Genomic DNA, 20820 nt, shown 5'->3' with positions numbered 1-20820 from the left:
AAAAAGTACTAATAGGCGCAATGACAGCCATTATAACTCCATTTAAAAATGGCAAAATAGATGAAGTTACATACTCTAAACTTATCAAAAGACAAATAGCAAACGGCATAGACTGCGTTGTTCCTGCTGGAACTACTGGCGAAAGTGCAACTCTAACTCACGATGAACACAAAACTTGCATAGAAATTGCGGTTGATGTATGCAAAGGTACAAATACTAAGGTTTTGGCTGGAGCTGGAAGTAACGCAACTCACGAAGCTATAATGCTCGCTAAATTTTCTCAAGCACAAGGAGCAGATGGGATACTTTCCGTGGCGCCATACTACAATAAACCAACACAAGAAGGCCTTTATAGGCATTATGCTGAAATTTCAAAAAATGTTGATATTCCTATCTTATTATACAATGTACCAGGAAGAACTGGATGCGATATACAAGCAGATACTGCCATAAGATTATTTAATGATTGTAAAAATATTTATGGAGTAAAAGAAGCTAGCGGAAATATCGACAAGTGTGTTGATTTATTAGCTCATGAGCCAAACATGGTCGTAATGAGTGGTGAAGATGCTATAAACTATCCGATACTAAGTAATGGTGGGAAAGGAGTTATTTCTGTAACTTCAAATCTTCTTCCTGATTATACTGCAAATCTTACCCATTTTGCATTAGATGAGAAATTTTCACAAGCAAAAACAATAAACGATAAGTTATATAATATAAATAAAATTATGTTTTGTGAAAGTAATCCAATACCAGTAAAAGCAGCTATGTTCATAGCAGGACTCATACCTATACTTGAATATAGATTACCACTTTGCGAACCAAGCAATGAAAATATGAAAAAAATTGAAAATATTATGAAACAATACAATATAAAAGGATTTTAATGGACGATTTTTATAAAGGCAAGACTTTAGTAATAAGTGGTGGAACTCGCGGAATTGGGCGAGCTATACTACTTAAATTTGCAAAAGCTGGTGCAAACATAGCTTTTACTTATAATTCAAATGAAGAATTAGCACAATCTCAGGCAAAAGAACTCGAAATTGAGTATAAAATAAAAGCTAGATGTTATGCGCTAAATATATTGGAACCAGAAACATACAAAGATTTATTTTTAAAAATTGATGAAGATTTTGATAGAGTTGACTTTTTTATCTCAAATGCTATCATTTCAGGTCGCGCAGTTGCAGGTGGATATACTAAATTTATGAAACTAAAACCACGTGGTATAAATAATATTTTTACAGCAACAGTTAATGCTTTTGTAGTTGGCGCACAAGAAGCCGCAAAAAGAATTGAAAAAGTTGGCGGAGGATCTATTATATCAATAAGCTCCACCGGAAATAGAGTTTTTATAGAAAATTATTCAGGTCATGGTACTTGTAAAGCAGCAGTGGAAGCTATGGTTAGATACGCAGCAACCGAACTTGGAGAAAAAAATATTAGAGTAAATGCAGTAAGTGGGGGACCGATCGATACTGACGCACTAAAAGCATTTACAAATTATGAAGAGGTTAGAGATATCACAGCTAAACTTAGCCCACTTGGGAGAATGGGTAAACCAGAAGATTTAGCTGGAGCATGTCTATTTTTATGTTCAAAAGATGCAAGTTGGGTAACCGGTCATACATTCATAATAGATGGTGGAACTACATTTAAATAATATGCTAAACTTACCAAATATACTAGCTTTTACAAGGATTTTCCTTGCGCCCCTTATGTTTTACATACTTCTTGAAGCAAGAACGCCAAGTATACATATAACATGGTTAAACTATTTTGCAGCACTTGTTTTTGTACTAGCTTCCATAACTGATTTTTTTGATGGTTATATTGCAAGAAACTGGTCTCAAATAACAAAGCTAGGCGAAATCATTGATCCACTTGCAGATAAAATGCTAACTTTAGCTGCATTTATGGGACTAATGATGTTAGATAGAGCAAATCCTTGGGCTGTATATCTAATACTTGTAAGAGAGTTTTTTATAACAGGTTTTAGAGTTTTCTTAGCAAGCAATGGCGCAAAACTAGCCGCATCAATGACAGGAAAAGTAAAAACTGTTTCACAAATGATATCAATAGGATTTTTGTGTATGGATTGGTATGGTGGAAAACTTTTACTTTGGATTGCAGTTATTTTGACGCTTTACTCTGGATTTGAATATATTTATGGATACTATAAATTTTTAAATCAAAAATCATAAATTTATTTATAAATACTCAAATTTTGCATACAATAAGGCAAAATTTGGAACAAAATTTGCTTATATTAAAAATAAAATATAGAAAGGATTAAAATGTTTGCAGGATTTGATACTACAAAAGCAAAACCACTTTTAGATCAAGCATTAGCTGGTAGAAATTTAAGAAATCAAATGATTTCTAGTAACTTAGCAAACATCAGTACTCCTTTTTACAAAGCAAAAGATGTTGATTTTGAGTCAGCTTTAAAAGAAAAAGTAGAAGAAATGTATAATGGCAAACAAAACCAAACTTTACAACTAGCCCAAACACATGAAACTCATTTTCCAAGAGTTGATTTTCCAAAAAATAATTTTGGAACTATATACCTAAGAGATGGTCATATGGCAAGAAATGATGCAAATACTGTTGATTTAGATGTTGAAACTTCAGAGCTTAGCAAAAATGCTATGATGATAAGTGCAATTGATTCTGCGCTTAACAAAAATAGTGCCATATTTAAAGCAGTGATTGAATCAAGTGGTAAAATTTAAGGATAAAAGATGGCATATTTAAGTGATTTTGATATAAGCGGATACGGTCTTAGCGCACAACGCTTTAGAATGAATGTTATTAGCTCAAACATAGCTAACTCCCAAACCACAAGAACTGCAGAAGGTGGTCCATATAGAAGAAGGGAAGTTATATTTAAAGCATTTGATTTTAACAAAGAGCTAAACAATCAGATAAAAAAAAGCCATAATATGCTAGAATACTCCAATCCACTTAGCGATTCAGATTCACCAAAAAATGCTGATCCCTCAGTAATGAGCGTAGTGGTTGATAAAATAGTAAGAGATGACAAAGATTTTATAATGAAGTATGATCCATCCCATCCGGATGCTAATACAAGAGGATATGTTGCATATCCAAATATAAATCCAGTTATAGAAATGTCAGATCTTATAGAAGCAACAAGAGCATATCAAGCAAATGTGTCGGCTTTTCAAACAACTAAAAGCATAACACAAAGTGCGATAGATTTATTAAAAGGATAATAACAATGAATAATATAAATAAAATAGATCTTAATACAAAGATAAATGATAAAAATATAAATAAAATGTCATCAAATAATAGCGGTGAGTTTTCAAAAATGCTTGATAATTCCTTAAAAGAATTAAACGAAGTTCAAGTTAATGCAGATAAAGCACTCGCGGATCTTGCAACAGGAGAAGTAAAAGATCTTCATCAAGCAGCACTTGCGATAAATAAAGCTGAAACCAGCATGAAACTTATGCTTGAAATAAGAAATAAGGCACTAAGCGCATATAAAGAGATCTCAAGAACACAATTATAATGATATCTAAACGATCTAAAGTTACTATCGTTTTTTTGCTTGTTTTTGCGTCTTTTGCTATACTTATCTTAGTATTTTTTTACAGAGCAACTCTTGATAGACGCATAGTTGGTCGTATAGCAAGCGACAGTGATACATCAATAAGAGGCGATATAATCACAAAAGATGGTTTTAAAATTGCTACAACACAAAAAATTTATGATGTAAAAATAGATACAAGAAGCTTAAATCCAGACAAAAAAGATCTTTTCATACAACTTTACTCAATATATACAGACGAAAATCCAAACAAAATAAAAAAAATGATAAATAGCAAACAAGGTGGCATTATACTATCAAAAAATATATCTGCAAAAACTGCTGCTCACTTAAAAGAATTGAGTAGATTTTTTTCTACAAACTCAGTATTCATACCATTTAGCGACGATAAAGGTAGAAAATACGATCCCCAAGCAATGGGTGTTATAGAAAAAGGAGAATATAGGGTTTATATGGCAAAAGATAGTCTGACCCCAGCTATTGGTTATGTAAAAGAGACTGTAAAAAATGGAATCATAAAAAGAGAAGGCGTAAAAGGAATAGAAAAATATTATGACGATTATCTTTCGTCTATAAAAGATGCTGACATAAAAGGATCAAGGGATCTAAGTAACAATATAATTATAGAAAAGCCAAGTGATTTTGGCGAAAGAATAGATGGTTATAATCTTATACTAAATACATCTCTCAAACTTCAAACGATGACAGAATATATTTTAGATGTAATGATAAAAGATATTGAAGCAAGGGAAATAGTTGCTGGCATTATGGATAGTAAAACCGGTGAAATACTTACGCTCGCAACAACAAATAGATATAATCCATCCAACATAAAAAAAGAAGAATACAGGGCATTAAACTCAACATCGACAGAATACGCATACGAGCCTGGTTCAGTTGTAAAACCTATAGTTTTTGCATATCTATTATCTGCAAATAAAGTAAATCCCCTTGAGATTATTAATACTCACAATGGTGTGTACCAACACGGAAAAAGCATAATTAAAGATAGTCATCCAGCAAAAACAATGACTGCAGAAGAAATTATAATACACTCTTCAAATATTGGTATGGTCGAATTGTCTAAGAGAATAAGTGGTGAAGAGCTTTATATGAACTTAATAAAATTTGGCTTTACAAAACCAAGTGGAATTGATATGCCTTATGAGCAAAAAGGTATGATACCAAGCCTTTCAGAACTTAACTCTGAAATTTACAGAGGTACTGCAAGCTATGGGTATGGTATACAAACCACATTCTTGCAACTTCTAAGAGCTTATGCAGTTTTTAATAATAATGGCTATCTAGTCACACCACAACTTGTATCAAACTTGCAAAAAGATGGAAAATTATATAAAGGTAGACCCGTTCCTCCAAAAGAACAAATCTTGAGCGAAGATATCGCAAAAAGAATGAAAAATATACTTATAAAAGTCGTAAAAGATGGAACTGGTAAAAAAGCAGATATCGCCGGCTTAGATATAGGTGGCAAAACAGGAACTTCACGCGTGGCTATTGGTGGCGGATATTCAAAAAGTATGTATAATGCTTCCTTTTTTGGCTTTGCAGATGATAAATTTGGACATAGCTATACCATAGGAGTTTTTGTAAGAGAGCCTAAAGCTGGCAAAATTTACGCATCACAAAGCGCTATTCCTATATTTAAAAATATTGTAGAACTTTTAATACAAGAACAGCAACTTATTCCAACAACGTCAAACTAAATTTATCAAATCAGACAAAGTAAAATTTGCTGCATTGTTTTTAGCGTTAAGGTTTTGAGCTTTTTCTACTATGGAGTTATTTTGGAGTCTCGCCATCAACTCTTTTTTATAATCTCCTAGCATTTCTTCCAAAATCTTTTCTAAGCCTTCTGCTTCGCTTTTGCTAAGATTTTTCTTATTAAGACCAAGCTGCTCTTTTAGCTCTTGTCTTTTTTGTTCAATTTTCTCTTCTATTTTCTGAGAATTAAGAACACTTAAAAAAGCATAAGATCCAAGTTGTGTAAGCTGATCTCTAAATTCATCAACGTTATCAATTCTCAAATCATCTGATTTTTTTCGATTTTGAGTAGCAAGAGCAATAGAAAGCTCTTTGTCAAAATCACCGCCTCGAACATTTTTACCTATAGTATCTAATGTAGATATTAAAGAGTTAATCTGTTCTATTTTCATACATTCTCCTTTTAGGTAAGATAGTATATTACAAGCAAAAAGTATTCCTAGTTCTTATATCTATAAATTTAGCAAACTCATCGCTATCGTTTGGACAAGATACAACATCAAAAAACTCATAATTTAGCTCTTTAGCTAGTTTTCTGTACTCTATATCTATCTCAAAAACAGTTTCTGAATTATCAATACAAAATGCAATTGGGAAAACTATAACTTTTTTGTGATTTAATTTTTTCATAACATCAACTATATTTGGTCCAAGCCATTCAACTGGTCCTAATTTTGACTGATATGCAAGTTTTATATCTTTAAAAAAAATATCATTTTCTTTAAGCTTATTTTTTAAAATTTCTACATGTTTTTTGATATGCTCTTCATATAAATCGCCATTTTTTATAATTTTAATTGGTAAAGAATGAGCCGAAAATATCAAAATAAAATCTTTTGGATCTAAATTTTTAGATGATATTTTGCGCAAAATCAAGTTTAATATAACATCATTATAAATTTCATTTTCATAAAAATAAGGAATTTCCGTTATCTTTTGTTTTAGACCAAGTTCTTTCATAGTATTTTTTACATCATCCAAACTAGAAGAGATAGTAGTTACGGAATGATGAGGATAAAGCGGAAATAAAATAAACTCATCTGCATCATTATATTTATTTAACACATCTTTGGCAAATGGAGGTGTATAGTTCATAATAAAATCAACCTCATAATCGCTATTTTTTAGCTTGTTTACTAAACTTTGGGTTATGTCACAAATTGGTGATTTTCCACCTATTGCTTCATAATTTTTCTTTGCTATATTTTTTCTTCCATTTACTATCATATAAGCTATAAATTTTCTAAGCAGATTATTTTTTACACTTATTATGTATTTATCATTAAACATATTTTTTAGAAAAACAGCTACTTCATCTAAATTTGAAGGACCGCCCATATTTAAAAGCAATAAAACTTTTTTCATAAAACAACTACTTTTGTTATGGCTATACTATCATTTATACTAACTAAATTTCCTATTTTACCGCTAGTGCAGTATTCGAAAAATTCACCATTTTGATATCTAATAGACATATCTTCATTATCAACTCTTAAGTTTATAAGCCCTTTTTCATCCATTTTTCTCAGATTAAAGGATATTAAATCCGCCATATAATGACCGCTTGAACAAGACATCTCAATATAAAATCTATTTATTTTATAATTCCATGAATTTATCATACTACAAACCACACCATTTGCTGTTTTTACTCTAGCACATAAAACATCATCTATATTTCTATCCTCTATACTACTTGTAGATGCACCAAATTCAATTATTTCCGATGCACACAGATATCTTATGAGATCAAGATCACTCATAGTAAATCTCATTTTTATACCATCAAGAGTATCATATGGATAGGGACTTGAGTGAATTATATTTATACTATAAATTTTCTCTTCTTTCTTTAAAGCCTGCTTTAAAGAAATCACAGCTGGATTGAATCTCATGCTATAACCGATACAAACATTTAAATTATTTTCTTTCGCGATATATGATATCTCATTTGCATCACCCATATGAGTAGTAAGCGGGGCATGTATTAGGAAATTTTTTGCATATTTCTGACATTGTAAAAATGTTTTTTTATGCAAATTACTAGGTGTTGTTATTATTATAGCTTCAGGAGAGTGATGAGAATATAATTCATTTAAATCTTCATATATGTTTGCTTTTACATCTGATAATATTTTTTTACTTCCTTGTTTACAAATACCAACAAGCTCAAAATAGTCAGATCGTCTAAGATCATTATAATATGCCTTAGTAATGTTTTCAAAACCAACAATAGCAACACTTATTTTATCCAAAAAAATTCCTTAACTATAAAAAATAGTCTAGACAGAATACTCCTGCCTAGAGTCAAAAATTACTAATTTTCTTTTTCGTAAGCAGAAAGAATTGCATATACTTCATCTTTCAAAAGAAGTTTTTCTTTCTTAAGTTTATCAAGTTCTACATCTTCCATGTGCTCTCTACCTTCAGCTGCATCTTTAATTTTTTGATCTAATTCATTATGACGATCAAAAATTTTTGCAAAATGTGCATCTTTGGTTTTTAGCTCACTTATGAGATCTCTATACTCATGAAACATTGTAGCTCCTTTAAATAAAATGTTATATAACTAGCATTCTATCTATTGATGGCTTAAAACTACTTTTATTAAGACCTATAATCTGAGTTTATATTTACATATGTATGACCAAGATCACATCCATAAGCTTCAAATTTACCACTACCTATTCCAAGCTCACAGCTTATCTTATAGCTTGATTTTTGCATAATAGCGTGAGCTAGATTTTCTCTTTTCTCATCAAGTTGTGGAAAGTCCTTACTAAAAACAATCACATCATCATATTTTATAATCAAGCTTTCTTCACAACACTCAATGCCGCTTGCACCAATAGTTGAAGCAATTCTACCCCAGTTTGGATCTTCTCCAAAAATAGCCGTTTTTACAAGGAGTGAGTTTGATAATGCTTTTGCGGCAATCTCAGCCTCATCATCGTTTTTAGCACCACTTACACTAAATGCTACAACTTTTTTTGAGCCTTCGCCATCTTGAACTAAATACAATGCCATTTGTTTAGTTATAAGATTTAAGACTTCAATAAAAGCTAATTTATCATAAGCTTTGCTTTTTCGTGAGCTAAGTAACATCAAGGTATCATTTGTAGATGTATCACCATCAACACTTACTGCGTTAAAGCTATGCTTTACGCTAAGTGACAAAATCTCATCCATATCTTCTTTTGGAATGTTTGCATCAGTAAGTATAAAACAAAGCATAGTTGCAAAAGCTGGATTTATCATGCCAGCACCCTTACAAATACAAGCAACATTAAAATGCTCTCCATTTTCGAGCTCAACCCTAAAAGCAAGTTCTTTTTTAAAGCTATCTGTTGTCATAATAGCCCTTACAGTATCATCACTACTTCTAGAAGTAAAATTTATTTTATCAAAAGATGCAATAATTTTTTCTTTATTTAGTCTATACCCTATGACTCCAGTTGAACACATTATAGGATTTATTAAATTTATCTTTTTTGAAAGATTTTCAAAAATAAAATTTATATCATCAACACCACCCTGCCCTGTCATTGCATTTGCATTTTTTGAATTTAATAATATAAAGTTTGTTTTAAAATTTTTTGGATATTTTAAAAAATGCCTAATTGGAGCTGCTTGAAATTTATTACTAGTAAAAATGGCGCTTACATCATAGGCAATGTCACTTCTTATAAAGCCAACATCATTCTCATATTTTTTAAATCCAGCATTTACTCCACCAAAATAAAAACCTTCAATATTTTCAAGTCCATTTTTTAAAGAGATGATATCAAACATATTTTAACTCCTCGGGCATATATTTACTTCTTACAACCTTTTTTGTTATTCTTATACCATCTGCAGTGCCTATTATAAGTAGCTTAGAGCCAGTTCCTATAAGAGTATCATCTTTTGGCATAGGAATAAATTTATTATTTTGATCCTTTATACCTACAATACGAGCGCTTGATAATTCTTTTAAATGAGTATCTTTTAATCTTTTAAATCTAACCCACGAATAATCAGGAACTAAAATTTCCTCTATATCCATAGGTGAGTCTTTTTTATACAAAAATTCTTCCAGCATATTTTCCATATCAGGTCTAACGCTTACCGCACTAAGTCTTTGAGCTACTAGTTTTGTTGGTGTTACAATGGAATTTGCACCTAGTTTTTTAAGTTTTATTGTATCATCTTCATTATCCGCGGTGCTCATTATAAAATACTCTTCTCTACCAAGTTCTTTTTCATAAAGCCTTGCAGTTGCAATAATTGCAATATTATCAGCTATATTTGGACTAAGCGAAATCAAACCTTTTGCACTTGAAAAATGTGTTTTTTTTAAAGCTATTTCTGTATGTGGGGCAGCTTTTATAAAATATGGATATCTATATTTTTCTGCTAAATCTGCCAAATCGTCCCTATCATCAACAACCACAAAAGGTATATGATTTTCCCTAAATTGTCTAGTAAGTTCGATTGTATAGTTATTGTGATAACAAATAACAAAGTGTTTTTTTAATCTAGCTATATCATTTATCATTTTTCTTTCCTTAAAAATGTTGATAAGTGAGCCTTTTTTTAGCACTTCTATAACAAGACCTATTGAAAATGAAAAAACAGCAAATCCCATAAAAATAAGTGCTATTGTAAAAAGTCTTCCAGCTGGTGATATATAATCAATCTCAGTAAATCCAACCGTTGTAAAGGTCATACCTGCCTGATATATCGCATCCATCAAAGAAAAATCATTGATAAAAACATAGCCAAGCGTTCCAAATAAAAGAAGCATAACAACGGCTATAAGCGGAAGACGGAAGAAGCGTAATTGTTCGTATAGTTCTGTGCTCAAATCCACTTCGGGCTTTGAGGCATCAGACCATTTGAGGAATTTTTTTATCTTTTCTATTAAAGACATATACTCCTCTTTATTAAGTTTAATTTTTATTTTGAATGTTTCTTCATAGTTCTAATAGTAGAAGCTGCCACTTTAATTCTTCTAGTTGTTCCATCTTCTAAAGTAACACGGATAGAGCGTAAATTTGGCATAAATCTTTTTTTATTTCTATTGTTAGCGTGACTTACACTATTTCCAACCATAGGACCTTTTCCTGTTATTGCACATCTTTTTGACATAGTTTTTCCTTAATAAAATTATTAAAATAGCTTGCAATTATATCATAAAAACCAAAATGTTTACTTAAATTAATTTTTATAAATTTTATCTGATTTAAAACATTTTATAGATAAAATACAAAAAATTAATTTATTAAAATTCTAAAGTTGAAAGCGAAAGTATGACGCCTGTAATAAAAAATAGCATCGCTATTTTTTCTCCTGCTGGATTTATTGATGGTGCTATGTCAAAAACCATAATAGAACCAAACGATATGGCATTTTTAAAAGAAAAAATGCCAGTTTGCGTCTTTGTATCTTTTAAAAAAGTAATATTTTTTAATAAAATTGGCTTTAACAATATCATAAATACCCTACAAAACATAAAAGAAGAGTTAAAAATAAGCATTGCTCTTTGTGATTACAACGAAAAAATGTTTAAGTCTTTTTTCGATATGGCGGATCAAAAAATAACTTACTCTTTATTTGAAACACTTGAAATTGGAATGCTTTTTTTCAACAAATCAAATGGCGAAAATAACAAAGTTTTGATATATACCACCAATCAAAAGCAAGATAGTAAATTAGCATTAAGTCTTGCGCAAAAAGGCTATGACGCACATATAGCAAAGGATTGTGATGATTTTAAAACTCAAATAAACAATTTTGATTATGCATTAAGCATGACACACATTATGAATGATGAAAAAAATATGCAAATAGAGATAAAAAATGGTGTTGTTATATATAATCTTGATGGATATATAGACTCTAGTTTTGCAGAAAATTTTGATAAAAAATATTATGAGAATTTATTAAAAGTCGGTTTTAAATATTTCATTTTTGATGGAACAAATGTGTCATCTTTTAATGTTTATGGAACTGCTTTTTTAGCAAGCCTCTCTGTTTTAAGTGCTGAATACGGAGTAGTAATGGCTGTTTGCAATATAAAAAATACAACTCAAACGCTAAAAAACGAGCTTGAAGATGGTGGGATTTTAGTTTATGATAGTACACAAGATTTCTACAATGATGAAAGTACTATAAGTGGTGGAGCTGGAATGCTTAGCAATAAGATAAATAATATCAGCAAAAACTTGATAGAAATTCTCCCAAACATCGTAGCACTTATAAGTTCATCTATATCCTCGATATTAAAAACACAAATAACAAAAAAACAAGCATCCCTAATGCCCTTTAAGGCTACTGGTTTTGAAGATTATATTGGCGCTTATATAGCATTTTATGGAGATATAGATGGGAAGTTACTCCTATGCATGAGCGAAGATAGCGCCAAAGATATCTGTAAAGTTTTATTAGATGAAACTAAAGAAATTTCTAGACATGATATAGCTACAGCTTTGGGTGAATTTATGAATATTATAGGCGAAAATATACTTATAATGTTTAATGAAAAAAAGCATAAGGTAGAATTAACAATGTCAAGAAGCATAACAAATATAAAAGAATTTGAAGCAAATCAAAGTAAAGGGGCATTTTTAGAGCTCGATGTAAACTCTAAAAGCTGTATTTTGTTTTTAAGCAAATAAAAGGAAAAATTATGTATGTAGCACCAAGTATACTTTCAGCTGATTTTGGAAATTTAAGCAGTGATATAAAAAAAGTTTGCGATGCAGGGGCAGACCTTTTACATGTAGATGTTATGGATGGGCATTTTGTGCCAAATTTAACTATAGGACCAGCGGTTGTTAAAGCAGCTGCAAAAGCTTCAAGCATACCGCTTGATATACATTTAATGGTAGAAAATGTAAAGTTTTTTGTAGATCTTTTTTTGGATATAAAGCCTAAATTTATAACATTCCATATAGAAGAAGAAAAGCATCCTTTAAGAATGATTGAATATATTAGAAGTCATAATATTAGTCCTGGTATAGTTTTAAATCCACATACACCAATTACCATGATAGAACACATAATTGATAAAGTAGATATGGTGCTTTTAATGAGCGTAAATCCTGGTTTTGGAGGACAAACATTTATGCCGCTTGTTTTAGATAAAATATCAAAATTAAGAAAAATTATCGACAAAAATAACATAAAATGCATGATAGAAGTTGATGGTGGTATAAATGGCTTAAATGTAGCAGATATAGATATTGCAGGAGCTGATATAGTTGTGGCAGGAAACTATATATTTTCATCAAATGACTATAAAACATCCATAAAATCACTAAAGCTTTAATCTTGCAACTAGACGCTTTTATAAAATTTTTTATAGCAAACCCATTGTATTACAAAGATTTTGTAAATATTGCAAGTAGTATTAAAGAGATAAATAATCTTATAAATGTAAAAAATCTATGCGAATGGGATGCCCTTGGACTAAACTTGCAAAGAGATTATCTAAATAGAGTTGTACCGACTTTTAAATATACTTCGATAAAAGATGAAATTTTTTGTGTTGTAGATATAGAAACAAGCGGAAGTATAAAAGATGGACAAATTATAGAAATAGGAGCCATAAAACTTCAAAATTTTAAAATTATAGACAAATTTGAGACATTCGTATATGCTCCTTTTGTGCCAGAAAATATATCTCAACTCACAGGTATTTATGCGCATAACCTAAAAGATGCTCCAAATTTAAAAGTAGCTTTAGAGAGATTTAAAGTGTTTTTACAAGACTCTACATTCGTAGCACATAATGTTAGATTTGATTATAATTTTATAAGTCATAGCTTAGAAAAAATTGGACTTGGGATACTATTAAATCCAAGAATTTGCACTATAGAATTTGCAAAAAGAACTATATCATCAAGCAAGTATGGGCTTGAGCATTTAAAAGAGATGCTAGAAATAAACAACTCTCATCATAGAGCAATGAATGACGCCATATCTGCTGGAAAAATTTTCAAACACTGCGCTAATCTTATACCAGATAACATCATCACAACTTACGACCTTATAAACTTTAGTAAAATGGCTCCAATAATGCCAAAGCCGCAAGAGCAGTAAACTACTCTAGTGTTACTTTAATCTTTTTTATAGCATCTTCTAACATTTTTAGTTCTTCGCTAGCGCTTCTAACTTTTTCTTTATCTACTTTTAGCTTATCTTTAGAGCATTTATCAAAATATTCAATTTTGCTTAATATACATTTTATAGTATTTAGTCTCGCTTGTTTTTTACTATTTGAATCAACTACAATCCAAGGATTTGTATCTGTATCTGTTTGTAAAAACATGCTATTTTGAGCTATTGAGTATTGGTTCCAAAGATTTTGTGCCATATCATCAACGGGGGATATCTTAAAACTCTTAAGTGGATTTGTTTTTCTGCTTTTAAATCTCTTTGCTTGGGTATCTTTGTTGATAGATAGGAAAAATTTAAATATCACAATTCCTGATCTACTTAATAATGTCTCAAACGCAGGTACTTCTTGCAAAAAATTTCTATGCTCTTCTGGCGTACAAAATCCCATAACTGGTTCAACCATAGCCCTATTATACCAAGAGCGATCAAATATTACTATCTCTCCAGCACTTGGAAGATGGGCAACATATCTTTGAAAATACCACTGAGTTGATTCGACATCGCTAGGTTTTGGAAGTGCTACAACTATGCATCCTCTAGGATTTAAGTGCTCGGTTATTCTTTTTATAGTTCCACCCTTACCAGCAGCATCTCTTCCTTCCATAATAATGAGAAGTTTTAACCCCTTTTCTTTTACATAATACTGCATTTTTAAAAGCTCAACTTGAAGTCTTTTGAGTTCTTCTTTGTATGCTTTCTTAGCTTCTTTATTGTTTTTTTTATCTTTTTGCATTTTTTTATCTTCAGACATTTCTAGTCCTTTGTTTTAAAATTTGAAACTATTTTATAACACTATAAATAAAATCTTAATTAAGTTTTAGTATAATCATAAAATCATAAATTATAAATATTTTGGATGTTTTAAATGTTATATAAATTTTTATTTTTTTTATTTTTAAGTTTTACCTCCCTTCTTGCAAATACACCATTTAACCTAGAAGGAAAAATTCTAGATGGAGTTGGATTAAATTTAGAGTTCAATATAAGTCAAAACACATATTTGTATAGAGATAAAATCAAAATTAAAATTCTACCAGAAAATAAAGATTTAACAAATTTTCTAAATTTTCCACAAAGCAAACCGTATAAAAATTATCATATCTATGATGGTAAATTTGATATTTTGATACCGCTTGGGCTTATAAGCTCAAAAGATGAATTTTCTTTAAGAGTTGATTACATGGGTTGCGCATATGATGGCTTTTGCTATGAGCCTATGGCAAAACAAATTGATGCTAAAAAAAATGGCAATACTTACAACATAAAAACTTATCAAATCGATTTAAAAAATTTTTCACCACCAACTTCAGGCGAAAAAACTCAGACAAACAATTCTTCTAGCCAAATATCACATCAAGATATAGCTGGAAATTTATCCAAAAACAGTATATTTTTTAGTCTAATAACATTTTTTGGATATGGTCTACTACTTGCTTTAACGCCATGCATTTTACCAATGATCCCTATACTTTCTAGTATAATTGTATCAAAAGGAGAAGTTGGCAAACATCATAGTTTTTTAATAAGTTTTATATATGTATTTTCTATGAGTATAGCTTACACTATAGCAGGAATTTTGGCAAGTCTTTTTGGAATGGGAATTCAAGGACTTTTTCAAATTCCTATTATTATCATATCTTTTAGTCTTATTTTTTTATTTTTTGCCCTTGCAATGTTTGGCGTTTTTAAATTTGAAATGCCTCTTTTTGTGCAAAACTTTATAAGCTCAAAAACAAAAGATAAAAATGGTCTTTTAGGAGTTGCTATAATGGGTTTTTTATCAGCTCTTATAGTTGGACCATGCATAGCTGCTCCTCTTGCTGGAGCTCTTCTTTTTATAGCACAAAGCGGCAATATTATTCTTGGCGGATCTGCTCTTTTTGTAATGAGTTTTGCAATGGGAATTCCTTTGCTTTTAATAGGATTTGGTGGAAATAAATTTTTGCCAAAACCTGGTATTTGGATGACAGAGGTGAACAAATTTTTTGGCTTTATAATGATAATTATGGCTATTTGGATGCTCTCTAGAATAATAAGTGCAAACTTAACCATGCTTCTTTATGGTATAGCTGGAGTGTTTTTTGCTGTTTTTATGGGAATATTTGATATAGAAAAAAGTGTTTTTATGAAATTTAAAAAATCTCTTTGTATTTTGGTTTTTATTTATTCTATATTTTTAATCATAGGTTTTGCAAGCGGAGCTACAAATTTATCCAAACCACTACAAAATATAGGTTCATCAGATATAGCAACTAAGTCACTAAATAATAGTCAATTATCTTTTAAATATGCTAAAAATTTACAAGAATTAAAAAGTATGGTACAAAATTCTAAAAAACCAGTTATGATAGATTTTTGGGCATCATGGTGCGTAAATTGCAAAGAATTAGAAGAAAATGTTTTTTCAGATATAAGTGTAAAACAAAAACTTTCAAATTTTGAATTAATAAAGATAGATGTTACAAATAGCAGTAGTGATGACCAAGAGATGATGAAAGAATTTCAAATTTATGGCCCCCCTGCTCTTATATTTTTTAAAAATGGCATAGAATTAAAGGAAAAACAGATAGTAGGTCTCATATCTTCTAAGGATTTTTTAAATCATATAAACCAAATTTAGCTAAATTTATGGTTTAGTGATTTATAATCCCAATTTTATTATTGCCCTATAGTTTAGCGGTAGAACTGCTGACTCTGGATCAGCTAACAGAGGTTCGAATCCTCTTAGGGCATCCATTATTTGCTTATAACGCCTACATAAAAAAATAAAACATATCTAGTGGAAAAATATGTTAAATACTGGTTTATATTTCATTTTTTTATTATATTAGCAGTATTTAGAATAAGTTTATTTATGTTTAATCAAATTATAGATATTATAAACAATATAAAAATAAAATACTAGGAATTTAAAATGAATAAAAATAATATTGTAAAGTGGGTATTATTTATAATAGCTTTTGTCGTATCATATATGCTTGTGAGTTACATCCTAAGATAAATTTTATTTTGTATAGTAATGGATCTGTAAATATTATATACTATTAATTTATAGTGTTTAGTTGACAGTTTTGTATAAATAATAGCATTAAAATTTTATGGTTACAATTTATTTTACTATTATGATTATAGGCATATTCGAACTAAGTTTACAACAAAATTACACAACTGGAGCTAGCATTGAAAAAAGAAAAAATAATTAAAATTCTAAAAACATTTTTAAGTATTATGGTTTGCATTACAGCTTATAGCGTAGCGAAATTTGGAACTAAATATATACTCGAGGACAATATAGAAAAGATTGACTTTAGCAATATAATTACTATAACACAAAAAGCACTTAATGACGAATATGCAAGCAAGGAAATGCACGATCAAATTTGGCAAATTCTCTATCAGATAAAAGATAAAAAGACAAGATATAAATTGGTTACAGCTTTAAAAAGCAGCTTTTTTAATATGGAAATTTTTGGAAGCGAGTTTTGGGAATCAGCAAGACTATCCCTAAAAAATGGGCAAGTTGTAAAAACACAAAAGCTGGCAAAATATATGAGCGATACTAGCTCTTTGCTCAGTAGAGATACTTTTGATTTTTATACAGATAGAGAGTATGAGGCATATGTTAACTCTTTTAAAAATAGTGCCAATATAGATATGGCAATATATGATGATTTATTATCAAAAATTGCAAAAAAACAAGAGATAGAAAATGGCCTTGTATTAGATGTGCAAAGCATAGAATATATGCAAAATCAAATGCCAAAGAATGTAAAAATAATTAATACTTTGTTTGATGAAAATTGGAAACAATAAGAAGTAAAAAAAATGAAAAAAGTTTCTTTTGGTTACTTCTTAAGAATTTGATTTGCTTTTGTATATCTATGACACTAAAGCTTATGCGAAGTTTAATTGCTATTGAAAAGTTAAATATCTGGATATAAATCTACAAAAACTATCCTCATAATTTTTTTGATTTGTCGCGCTCATTGTGGCATAAGTTCCTACTTTATTTTCTAAATTATCAAAAATTATAAGTATTGGCCTTATTATAATTAAATTCTTTAGCCACAAACAACCCCTACACCTACATAGCGGTTTTTTCAAAATATTATATGCACCTCATAAATTTTATTTAGCAAATATGAGAATTTATATTAATAAAATTTATAGTATACAATCAAATAGTTGATATTATAATATTATAAAAATCCATATAAAAATTATAAATTTGTATTACTAAATTTATATAAATATTATTAGTGTATTTTCCTATTTTAGACGTATTTTCTAATGTATTTTTAATTTAAATAATTGTAAACTCATTATTATTGAATATTTATTTAATTTTAAATTAATATTCATTTGCAAATATATATAAGATAAATATAAAATAAATCCAAAAAGGAGAATTCATGAAACAAGAGGATCTTGTCTCACAAATCAGTGCTAGACTAGACGAAATTCAAAATATGCCAAAAATGCATAATGGTTCAATTATGCAAAAATTACAAGAGCACGGATTTAGCAGAAGGGATTTTATGAAATGGGCTGGAACAATGACTGCTATGCTTTCACTTCCTGCATCTTTTATGCCTCAAGTTGCAAAAGCTGCTGAGTTAGCAGATAGATTGCCAGTTATTTGGTTGCATATGGCAGAATGTACTGGATGTAGTGAAAGCCTACTAAGAACAGACACACCTACTATTGACAGCTTGATATTTGACTACATTTCACTTGAATATCACGAAACTATAATGTCAGCAAGCGGATGGCAAGCTGAAGAAAATTTAGAAGGCGCTATAGAAAAATACAAAGGCAAATATGTCCTTATGGTTGAAGGCGGAATTCCTGAAGGATCAAGTGAATTTTATCTAACAGTAGGACCAGTTGGAACAACAGGAGCGCAACACTGCAGACATGCAAGTGAAAATGCATTAGCTATATTTGCTATAGGAACTTGTTCGAGTTTTGGTGGCGTTCAAGCTGCTCATCCAAATCCAACAAATGCCCAACCTCTTAGTAAAATAACAAATAAAACAGTTATAAATGTCCCTGGATGTCCTCCAAGCGAGAAAAATATAGTTGGAAACGTATTAAACTATTTACTTTTTGGAACATTGCCAAGCCTAGATGCTTACAATAGACCAAAATGGGCTTATGGGCTAAGAATTCACGACCTTTGTGAAAGAAGAGGTCGCTTTGACGCTGGTGAGTTTGTTCAACATTTTGGAGATCAAGGCGCAAAAGACGGATATTGCTTATATAAAGTTGGTTGTAAAGGACCTTATACTTTCAACAACTGTTCAAGAGAAAGATTCAACTCTCATACAAGCTGGCCAATCCAAGCAGGACATGGCTGCATAGGGTGTAGCGAGCCAAATTTCTGGGATGAAATGGGTCCATTTGAAGTTCCGCTTGGAGACAGGCTTTATAAAACTACATTTGGCGGCTTAGGCGCAGATGCTACAGCTGATAAAATAGGCATAGGAATTTTAGCAATCGCAGGCGTTGCTATTGCAGCTCATGCAGTTATTGCTTCAAGCAAGAAATAAATAAGGAAGAATTATGAGCAAAAGAATAGTAATAGATCCAATAACTAGAATAGAAGGTCACCTTAGAATAGAAGTTATGGTAGATGATAATAATGTTGTAACAGATGCTTACAGCTCATCAACACTTTGGAGAGGTTTAGAAACTATAGTAAAAGGAAGAGATCCAAGGGATGCTGGATTTTTAATGCAAAGAATTTGTGGCGTTTGTACATTTTCTCACTATAAAGCTGGTATCATGGCTGTTGAGAATGCTCTTGGTATAACTCCTCCATTAAATGCTATACTTACAAGAACACTTATGAACAATGCTCTTTTCCTACACGATCATCCAGTTCACTTTTATCAACTCCATGGTCTTGATTTTGTTGATATAGTAAGCGCATTAAGTGCTGATCCATTTAAAGCCCAAGATGAAGCATTTAAATATACAGACTTCCCTTATGCATGTGGCGCTGATCATTTAAAAACAGTTCAAACAAAAATAAAAGCTTTCGTTGATAAAGGAAATCTTGGACCATTTGCAAATGCATATTATGGACACAAAACTTACAGATTAACTCCAGAGCAAAACTTAATAGCACTTAGCCACTATTTAGAATGCTTAAGGGTTCAAAGAACTGCGGCTCAAATGATGGCGATTTTTGGTGCAAAACAGCCTCACCCTCAAAGTTTAACAGTCGGTGGAGTAACTTGTGTTATGGATATACTAAGCCCAGCAAGACTTGGCGAATATATGACAAAATTTAACGAAGTTAAAGATTTCGTAAATCGTGCTTACTATGCAGACTTAGTAATGGCTGGAAAAGCTTACGCTAATGAACAAAGTGTTTTGAATGATGTTGGTGTTGCAAATTTATTTACCCACCAAGAATTCCAAGTTGCAAAAAATGAGTGGTTATTCCAAAGCGGAATCATTATGAATGGTGATTTAAGCAAAGTTGAAGAACTTGATGAGAGTAGAATCACAGAAGAAGCAACTCACTCATGGTATAAAAACAACATTCCACTTCACCCTTATGATGGTGAACAAGAACCAAATTATACAGGCTTTAAAGATGAAAAAACTTTAAATGCAAAAGGCGAGATGGTAGATACAAAAGTTCTTGATACAGCAGGAAAATACTCTTGGATTAAATCTCCTAGATATGGCGGTAAACCATTGCAAGTTGGACCTTTAGCAAATATAGTTGTAAACTATGCAAAAGGCAATAAATACGTAGTTCCTGTAGTTGATAAATTCTTAAAAGATACTGGTCTTCCTTTGGGCGCAGTTTTATCAACACTTGGAAGAACAGCTTGCCGTATGATAGAGGCAAAAATTGTGGCAGACAATGGTTTAATGGCCCTAAATAGCTTAATAGAAAATATCAAATCAGGCGATACAGAAACTTGTGCAAAATATGTTATTGATAAAAACAAAGAATATAAAGGTAGATACATTGGCCATGTTCCTAGGGGTACACTAAGCCACTGGTGTAGAATAGAAAAAGGAGTTATTAAAAATTGGCAAGCAGTTGTCCCATCAACTTGGAATGCTAGTCCAAAAGATGCTGGGGGTACAATGGGAAGCTATGAAGCATGCTTAATTGGACTTAAAATTGCAGACTTAACACAACCTTTAGAAATTATTCGCAAAATTCACTCTTATGATCCTTGTATTGCGTGCGCAGTTCATGTTATGGATACAAAAGGAAATGAAATAAGCGAATATAAAGTAAATCCAAATTTATAAGGAGA

Annotated in this window: 22 protein-coding genes and 1 tRNA gene; 15 read left to right on the top strand and 8 right to left on the bottom strand. The window is 30.7% G+C overall.

The genetic code is table 11. From position 1 onward, the window contains the following. Positions 1-20: 20 nt before the first annotated feature. From dapA to ACZ5VL_RS06615, 7 genes are all read left to right on the top strand, one after another. Entirely contained in the window at positions 21-890 is an 870-nt protein-coding gene (gene dapA, locus ACZ5VL_RS06645) for a 4-hydroxy-tetrahydrodipicolinate synthase (protein ID WP_464200286.1), read from the top strand. Then, a complete protein-coding gene (locus ACZ5VL_RS06640; protein ID WP_464198207.1) occupies positions 890-1669 on the top strand; it encodes an enoyl-ACP reductase in 780 nt (259 codons plus the stop codon). The genes dapA and ACZ5VL_RS06640 overlap by 1 nt, the downstream gene beginning before the upstream one ends. Before the next feature lies 1 nt (position 1670). Then, the gene (gene pgsA, locus ACZ5VL_RS06635) at positions 1671-2210 is read left to right on the top strand and encodes a CDP-diacylglycerol--glycerol-3-phosphate 3-phosphatidyltransferase (RefSeq protein ID WP_464200284.1); all 540 of its coding nucleotides are present in this window, start codon (positions 1671-1673) and stop codon (positions 2208-2210) included. Positions 2211-2303: 93 nt separating this feature from the next. Beyond that, a complete protein-coding gene (gene flgB / locus ACZ5VL_RS06630; protein ID WP_464198206.1) occupies positions 2304-2741 on the top strand; it encodes a flagellar basal body rod protein FlgB in 438 nt (145 codons plus the stop codon). A 9-nt stretch (positions 2742-2750) separates the two neighbouring features. Further along, positions 2751-3245: a flagellar basal body rod protein FlgC gene (flgC, locus tag ACZ5VL_RS06625; RefSeq protein WP_464198205.1), complete on the top strand. Its 495-nt coding sequence runs from the start codon at positions 2751-2753 to the stop codon at positions 3243-3245. 5 nt (positions 3246-3250) lie between these two features. Then, a complete protein-coding gene (gene fliE, locus ACZ5VL_RS06620; RefSeq protein WP_464198204.1) occupies positions 3251-3547 on the top strand; it encodes a flagellar hook-basal body complex protein FliE in 297 nt (98 codons plus the stop codon). Beyond that, complete coding sequence (locus ACZ5VL_RS06615) at positions 3547-5310, top strand: peptidoglycan D,D-transpeptidase FtsI family protein (protein WP_464198203.1); 1764 nt, start codon at positions 3547-3549, stop codon at positions 5308-5310. Before fliE ends, ACZ5VL_RS06615 begins: the two co-directional genes overlap by 1 nt. Here ACZ5VL_RS06615 and ACZ5VL_RS06610 read toward each other — a convergent pair. From ACZ5VL_RS06610 to rpmB, 7 genes are all read right to left on the bottom strand, one after another. Beyond that, positions 5302-5760 carry a response regulator gene (locus ACZ5VL_RS06610; RefSeq protein WP_464198202.1) on the bottom strand — a complete coding sequence of 153 codons (459 nt, stop codon included), beginning with the start codon at positions 5758-5760 and terminating at the stop codon, positions 5302-5304. The two genes, ACZ5VL_RS06615 and ACZ5VL_RS06610, sit on opposite strands and share 9 nt — an antisense overlap. A gap of 28 nt (positions 5761-5788) precedes the next feature. Beyond that, positions 5789-6733, bottom strand: a complete 945-nt coding sequence (gene hemH / locus ACZ5VL_RS06605) for a ferrochelatase (protein WP_464198201.1) — start codon at positions 6731-6733, stop codon at positions 5789-5791. Continuing rightward, positions 6730-7623: a Gfo/Idh/MocA family protein gene (locus ACZ5VL_RS06600; protein WP_464198200.1), complete on the bottom strand. Its 894-nt coding sequence runs from the start codon at positions 7621-7623 to the stop codon at positions 6730-6732. Before ACZ5VL_RS06600 ends, hemH begins: the two co-directional genes overlap by 4 nt. A gap of 62 nt (positions 7624-7685) precedes the next feature. Continuing rightward, entirely contained in the window at positions 7686-7907 is a 222-nt protein-coding gene (locus tag ACZ5VL_RS06595; RefSeq protein ID WP_464198199.1) for a YdcH family protein, read from the bottom strand. 68 nt (positions 7908-7975) lie between these two features. Beyond that, positions 7976-9160, bottom strand: a complete 1185-nt coding sequence (argJ, locus tag ACZ5VL_RS06590) for a bifunctional glutamate N-acetyltransferase/amino-acid acetyltransferase ArgJ (RefSeq protein WP_464198198.1) — start codon at positions 9158-9160, stop codon at positions 7976-7978. Then, positions 9153-10280, bottom strand: a complete 1128-nt coding sequence (locus ACZ5VL_RS06585; RefSeq protein WP_464198197.1) for a potassium channel family protein — start codon at positions 10278-10280, stop codon at positions 9153-9155. The genes argJ and ACZ5VL_RS06585 overlap by 8 nt, the downstream gene beginning before the upstream one ends. Before the next feature lie 26 nt (positions 10281-10306). Then, positions 10307-10498, bottom strand: coding sequence for a 50S ribosomal protein L28 (gene rpmB / locus ACZ5VL_RS06580; protein WP_464198196.1), 192 nt, complete (start codon positions 10496-10498; stop codon positions 10307-10309). A gap of 161 nt (positions 10499-10659) precedes the next feature. On the opposite strand from rpmB, the gene ACZ5VL_RS06575 reads away from it, so the two are divergent. The 3 genes from ACZ5VL_RS06575 to ACZ5VL_RS06565 are packed head-to-tail and all read left to right on the top strand — an operon-like array spanning position 10660 to position 13453. Next, positions 10660-12027, top strand: coding sequence for a chemotaxis protein CheX (locus tag ACZ5VL_RS06575; protein ID WP_464198195.1), 1368 nt, complete (start codon positions 10660-10662; stop codon positions 12025-12027). An 11-nt stretch (positions 12028-12038) separates the two neighbouring features. After that, on the top strand, positions 12039-12680 hold the full coding sequence (gene rpe, locus ACZ5VL_RS06570; protein WP_464198194.1) for a ribulose-phosphate 3-epimerase: 642 nt from the start codon (positions 12039-12041) through the stop codon (positions 12678-12680). A 2-nt stretch (positions 12681-12682) separates the two neighbouring features. Next, positions 12683-13453, top strand: a complete 771-nt coding sequence (locus tag ACZ5VL_RS06565) for a 3'-5' exonuclease (RefSeq protein ID WP_464198193.1) — start codon at positions 12683-12685, stop codon at positions 13451-13453. A 1-nt stretch (position 13454) separates the two neighbouring features. Here the strand turns inward: ACZ5VL_RS06565 and ppk2 are convergent, their stop codons facing one another. Beyond that, positions 13455-14264 (bottom strand): polyphosphate kinase 2, encoded by an 810-nt coding sequence (gene ppk2, locus ACZ5VL_RS06560; protein ID WP_464200282.1) that lies wholly within the window; start codon positions 14262-14264, stop codon positions 13455-13457. Between the two features lie 132 nt (positions 14265-14396). Here ppk2 and dsbD point away from each other — a divergent pair, with 132 nt between their 5' ends. The 5 genes from dsbD (at position 14397) to ACZ5VL_RS06535 (ending at position 20815) form a co-directional block, all read left to right on the top strand. Next, positions 14397-16151, top strand: a complete 1755-nt coding sequence (gene dsbD / locus ACZ5VL_RS06555; RefSeq protein WP_464198192.1) for a protein-disulfide reductase DsbD — start codon at positions 14397-14399, stop codon at positions 16149-16151. A gap of 42 nt (positions 16152-16193) precedes the next feature. Beyond that, positions 16194-16267 (top strand) — tRNA-Gln (locus ACZ5VL_RS06550). Positions 16268-16711: 444 nt separating this feature from the next. Further along, positions 16712-17344 (top strand): hypothetical protein, encoded by a 633-nt coding sequence (locus ACZ5VL_RS06545; RefSeq protein ID WP_464198191.1) that lies wholly within the window; start codon positions 16712-16714, stop codon positions 17342-17344. 599 nt (positions 17345-17943) lie between these two features. Then, positions 17944-19083 carry a hydrogenase small subunit gene (locus tag ACZ5VL_RS06540; protein WP_464198190.1) on the top strand — a complete coding sequence of 380 codons (1140 nt, stop codon included), beginning with the start codon at positions 17944-17946 and terminating at the stop codon, positions 19081-19083. Positions 19084-19096: 13 nt separating this feature from the next. Continuing rightward, positions 19097-20815 carry a nickel-dependent hydrogenase large subunit gene (locus ACZ5VL_RS06535; protein ID WP_464198189.1) on the top strand — a complete coding sequence of 573 codons (1719 nt, stop codon included), beginning with the start codon at positions 19097-19099 and terminating at the stop codon, positions 20813-20815. Positions 20816-20820: the final 5 nt, after the last annotated feature.

This window comes from Campylobacter sp. GTC17093 (assembly GCF_055397635.1).
This window is presented reverse-complemented; position numbering and strand designations above follow the sequence as displayed.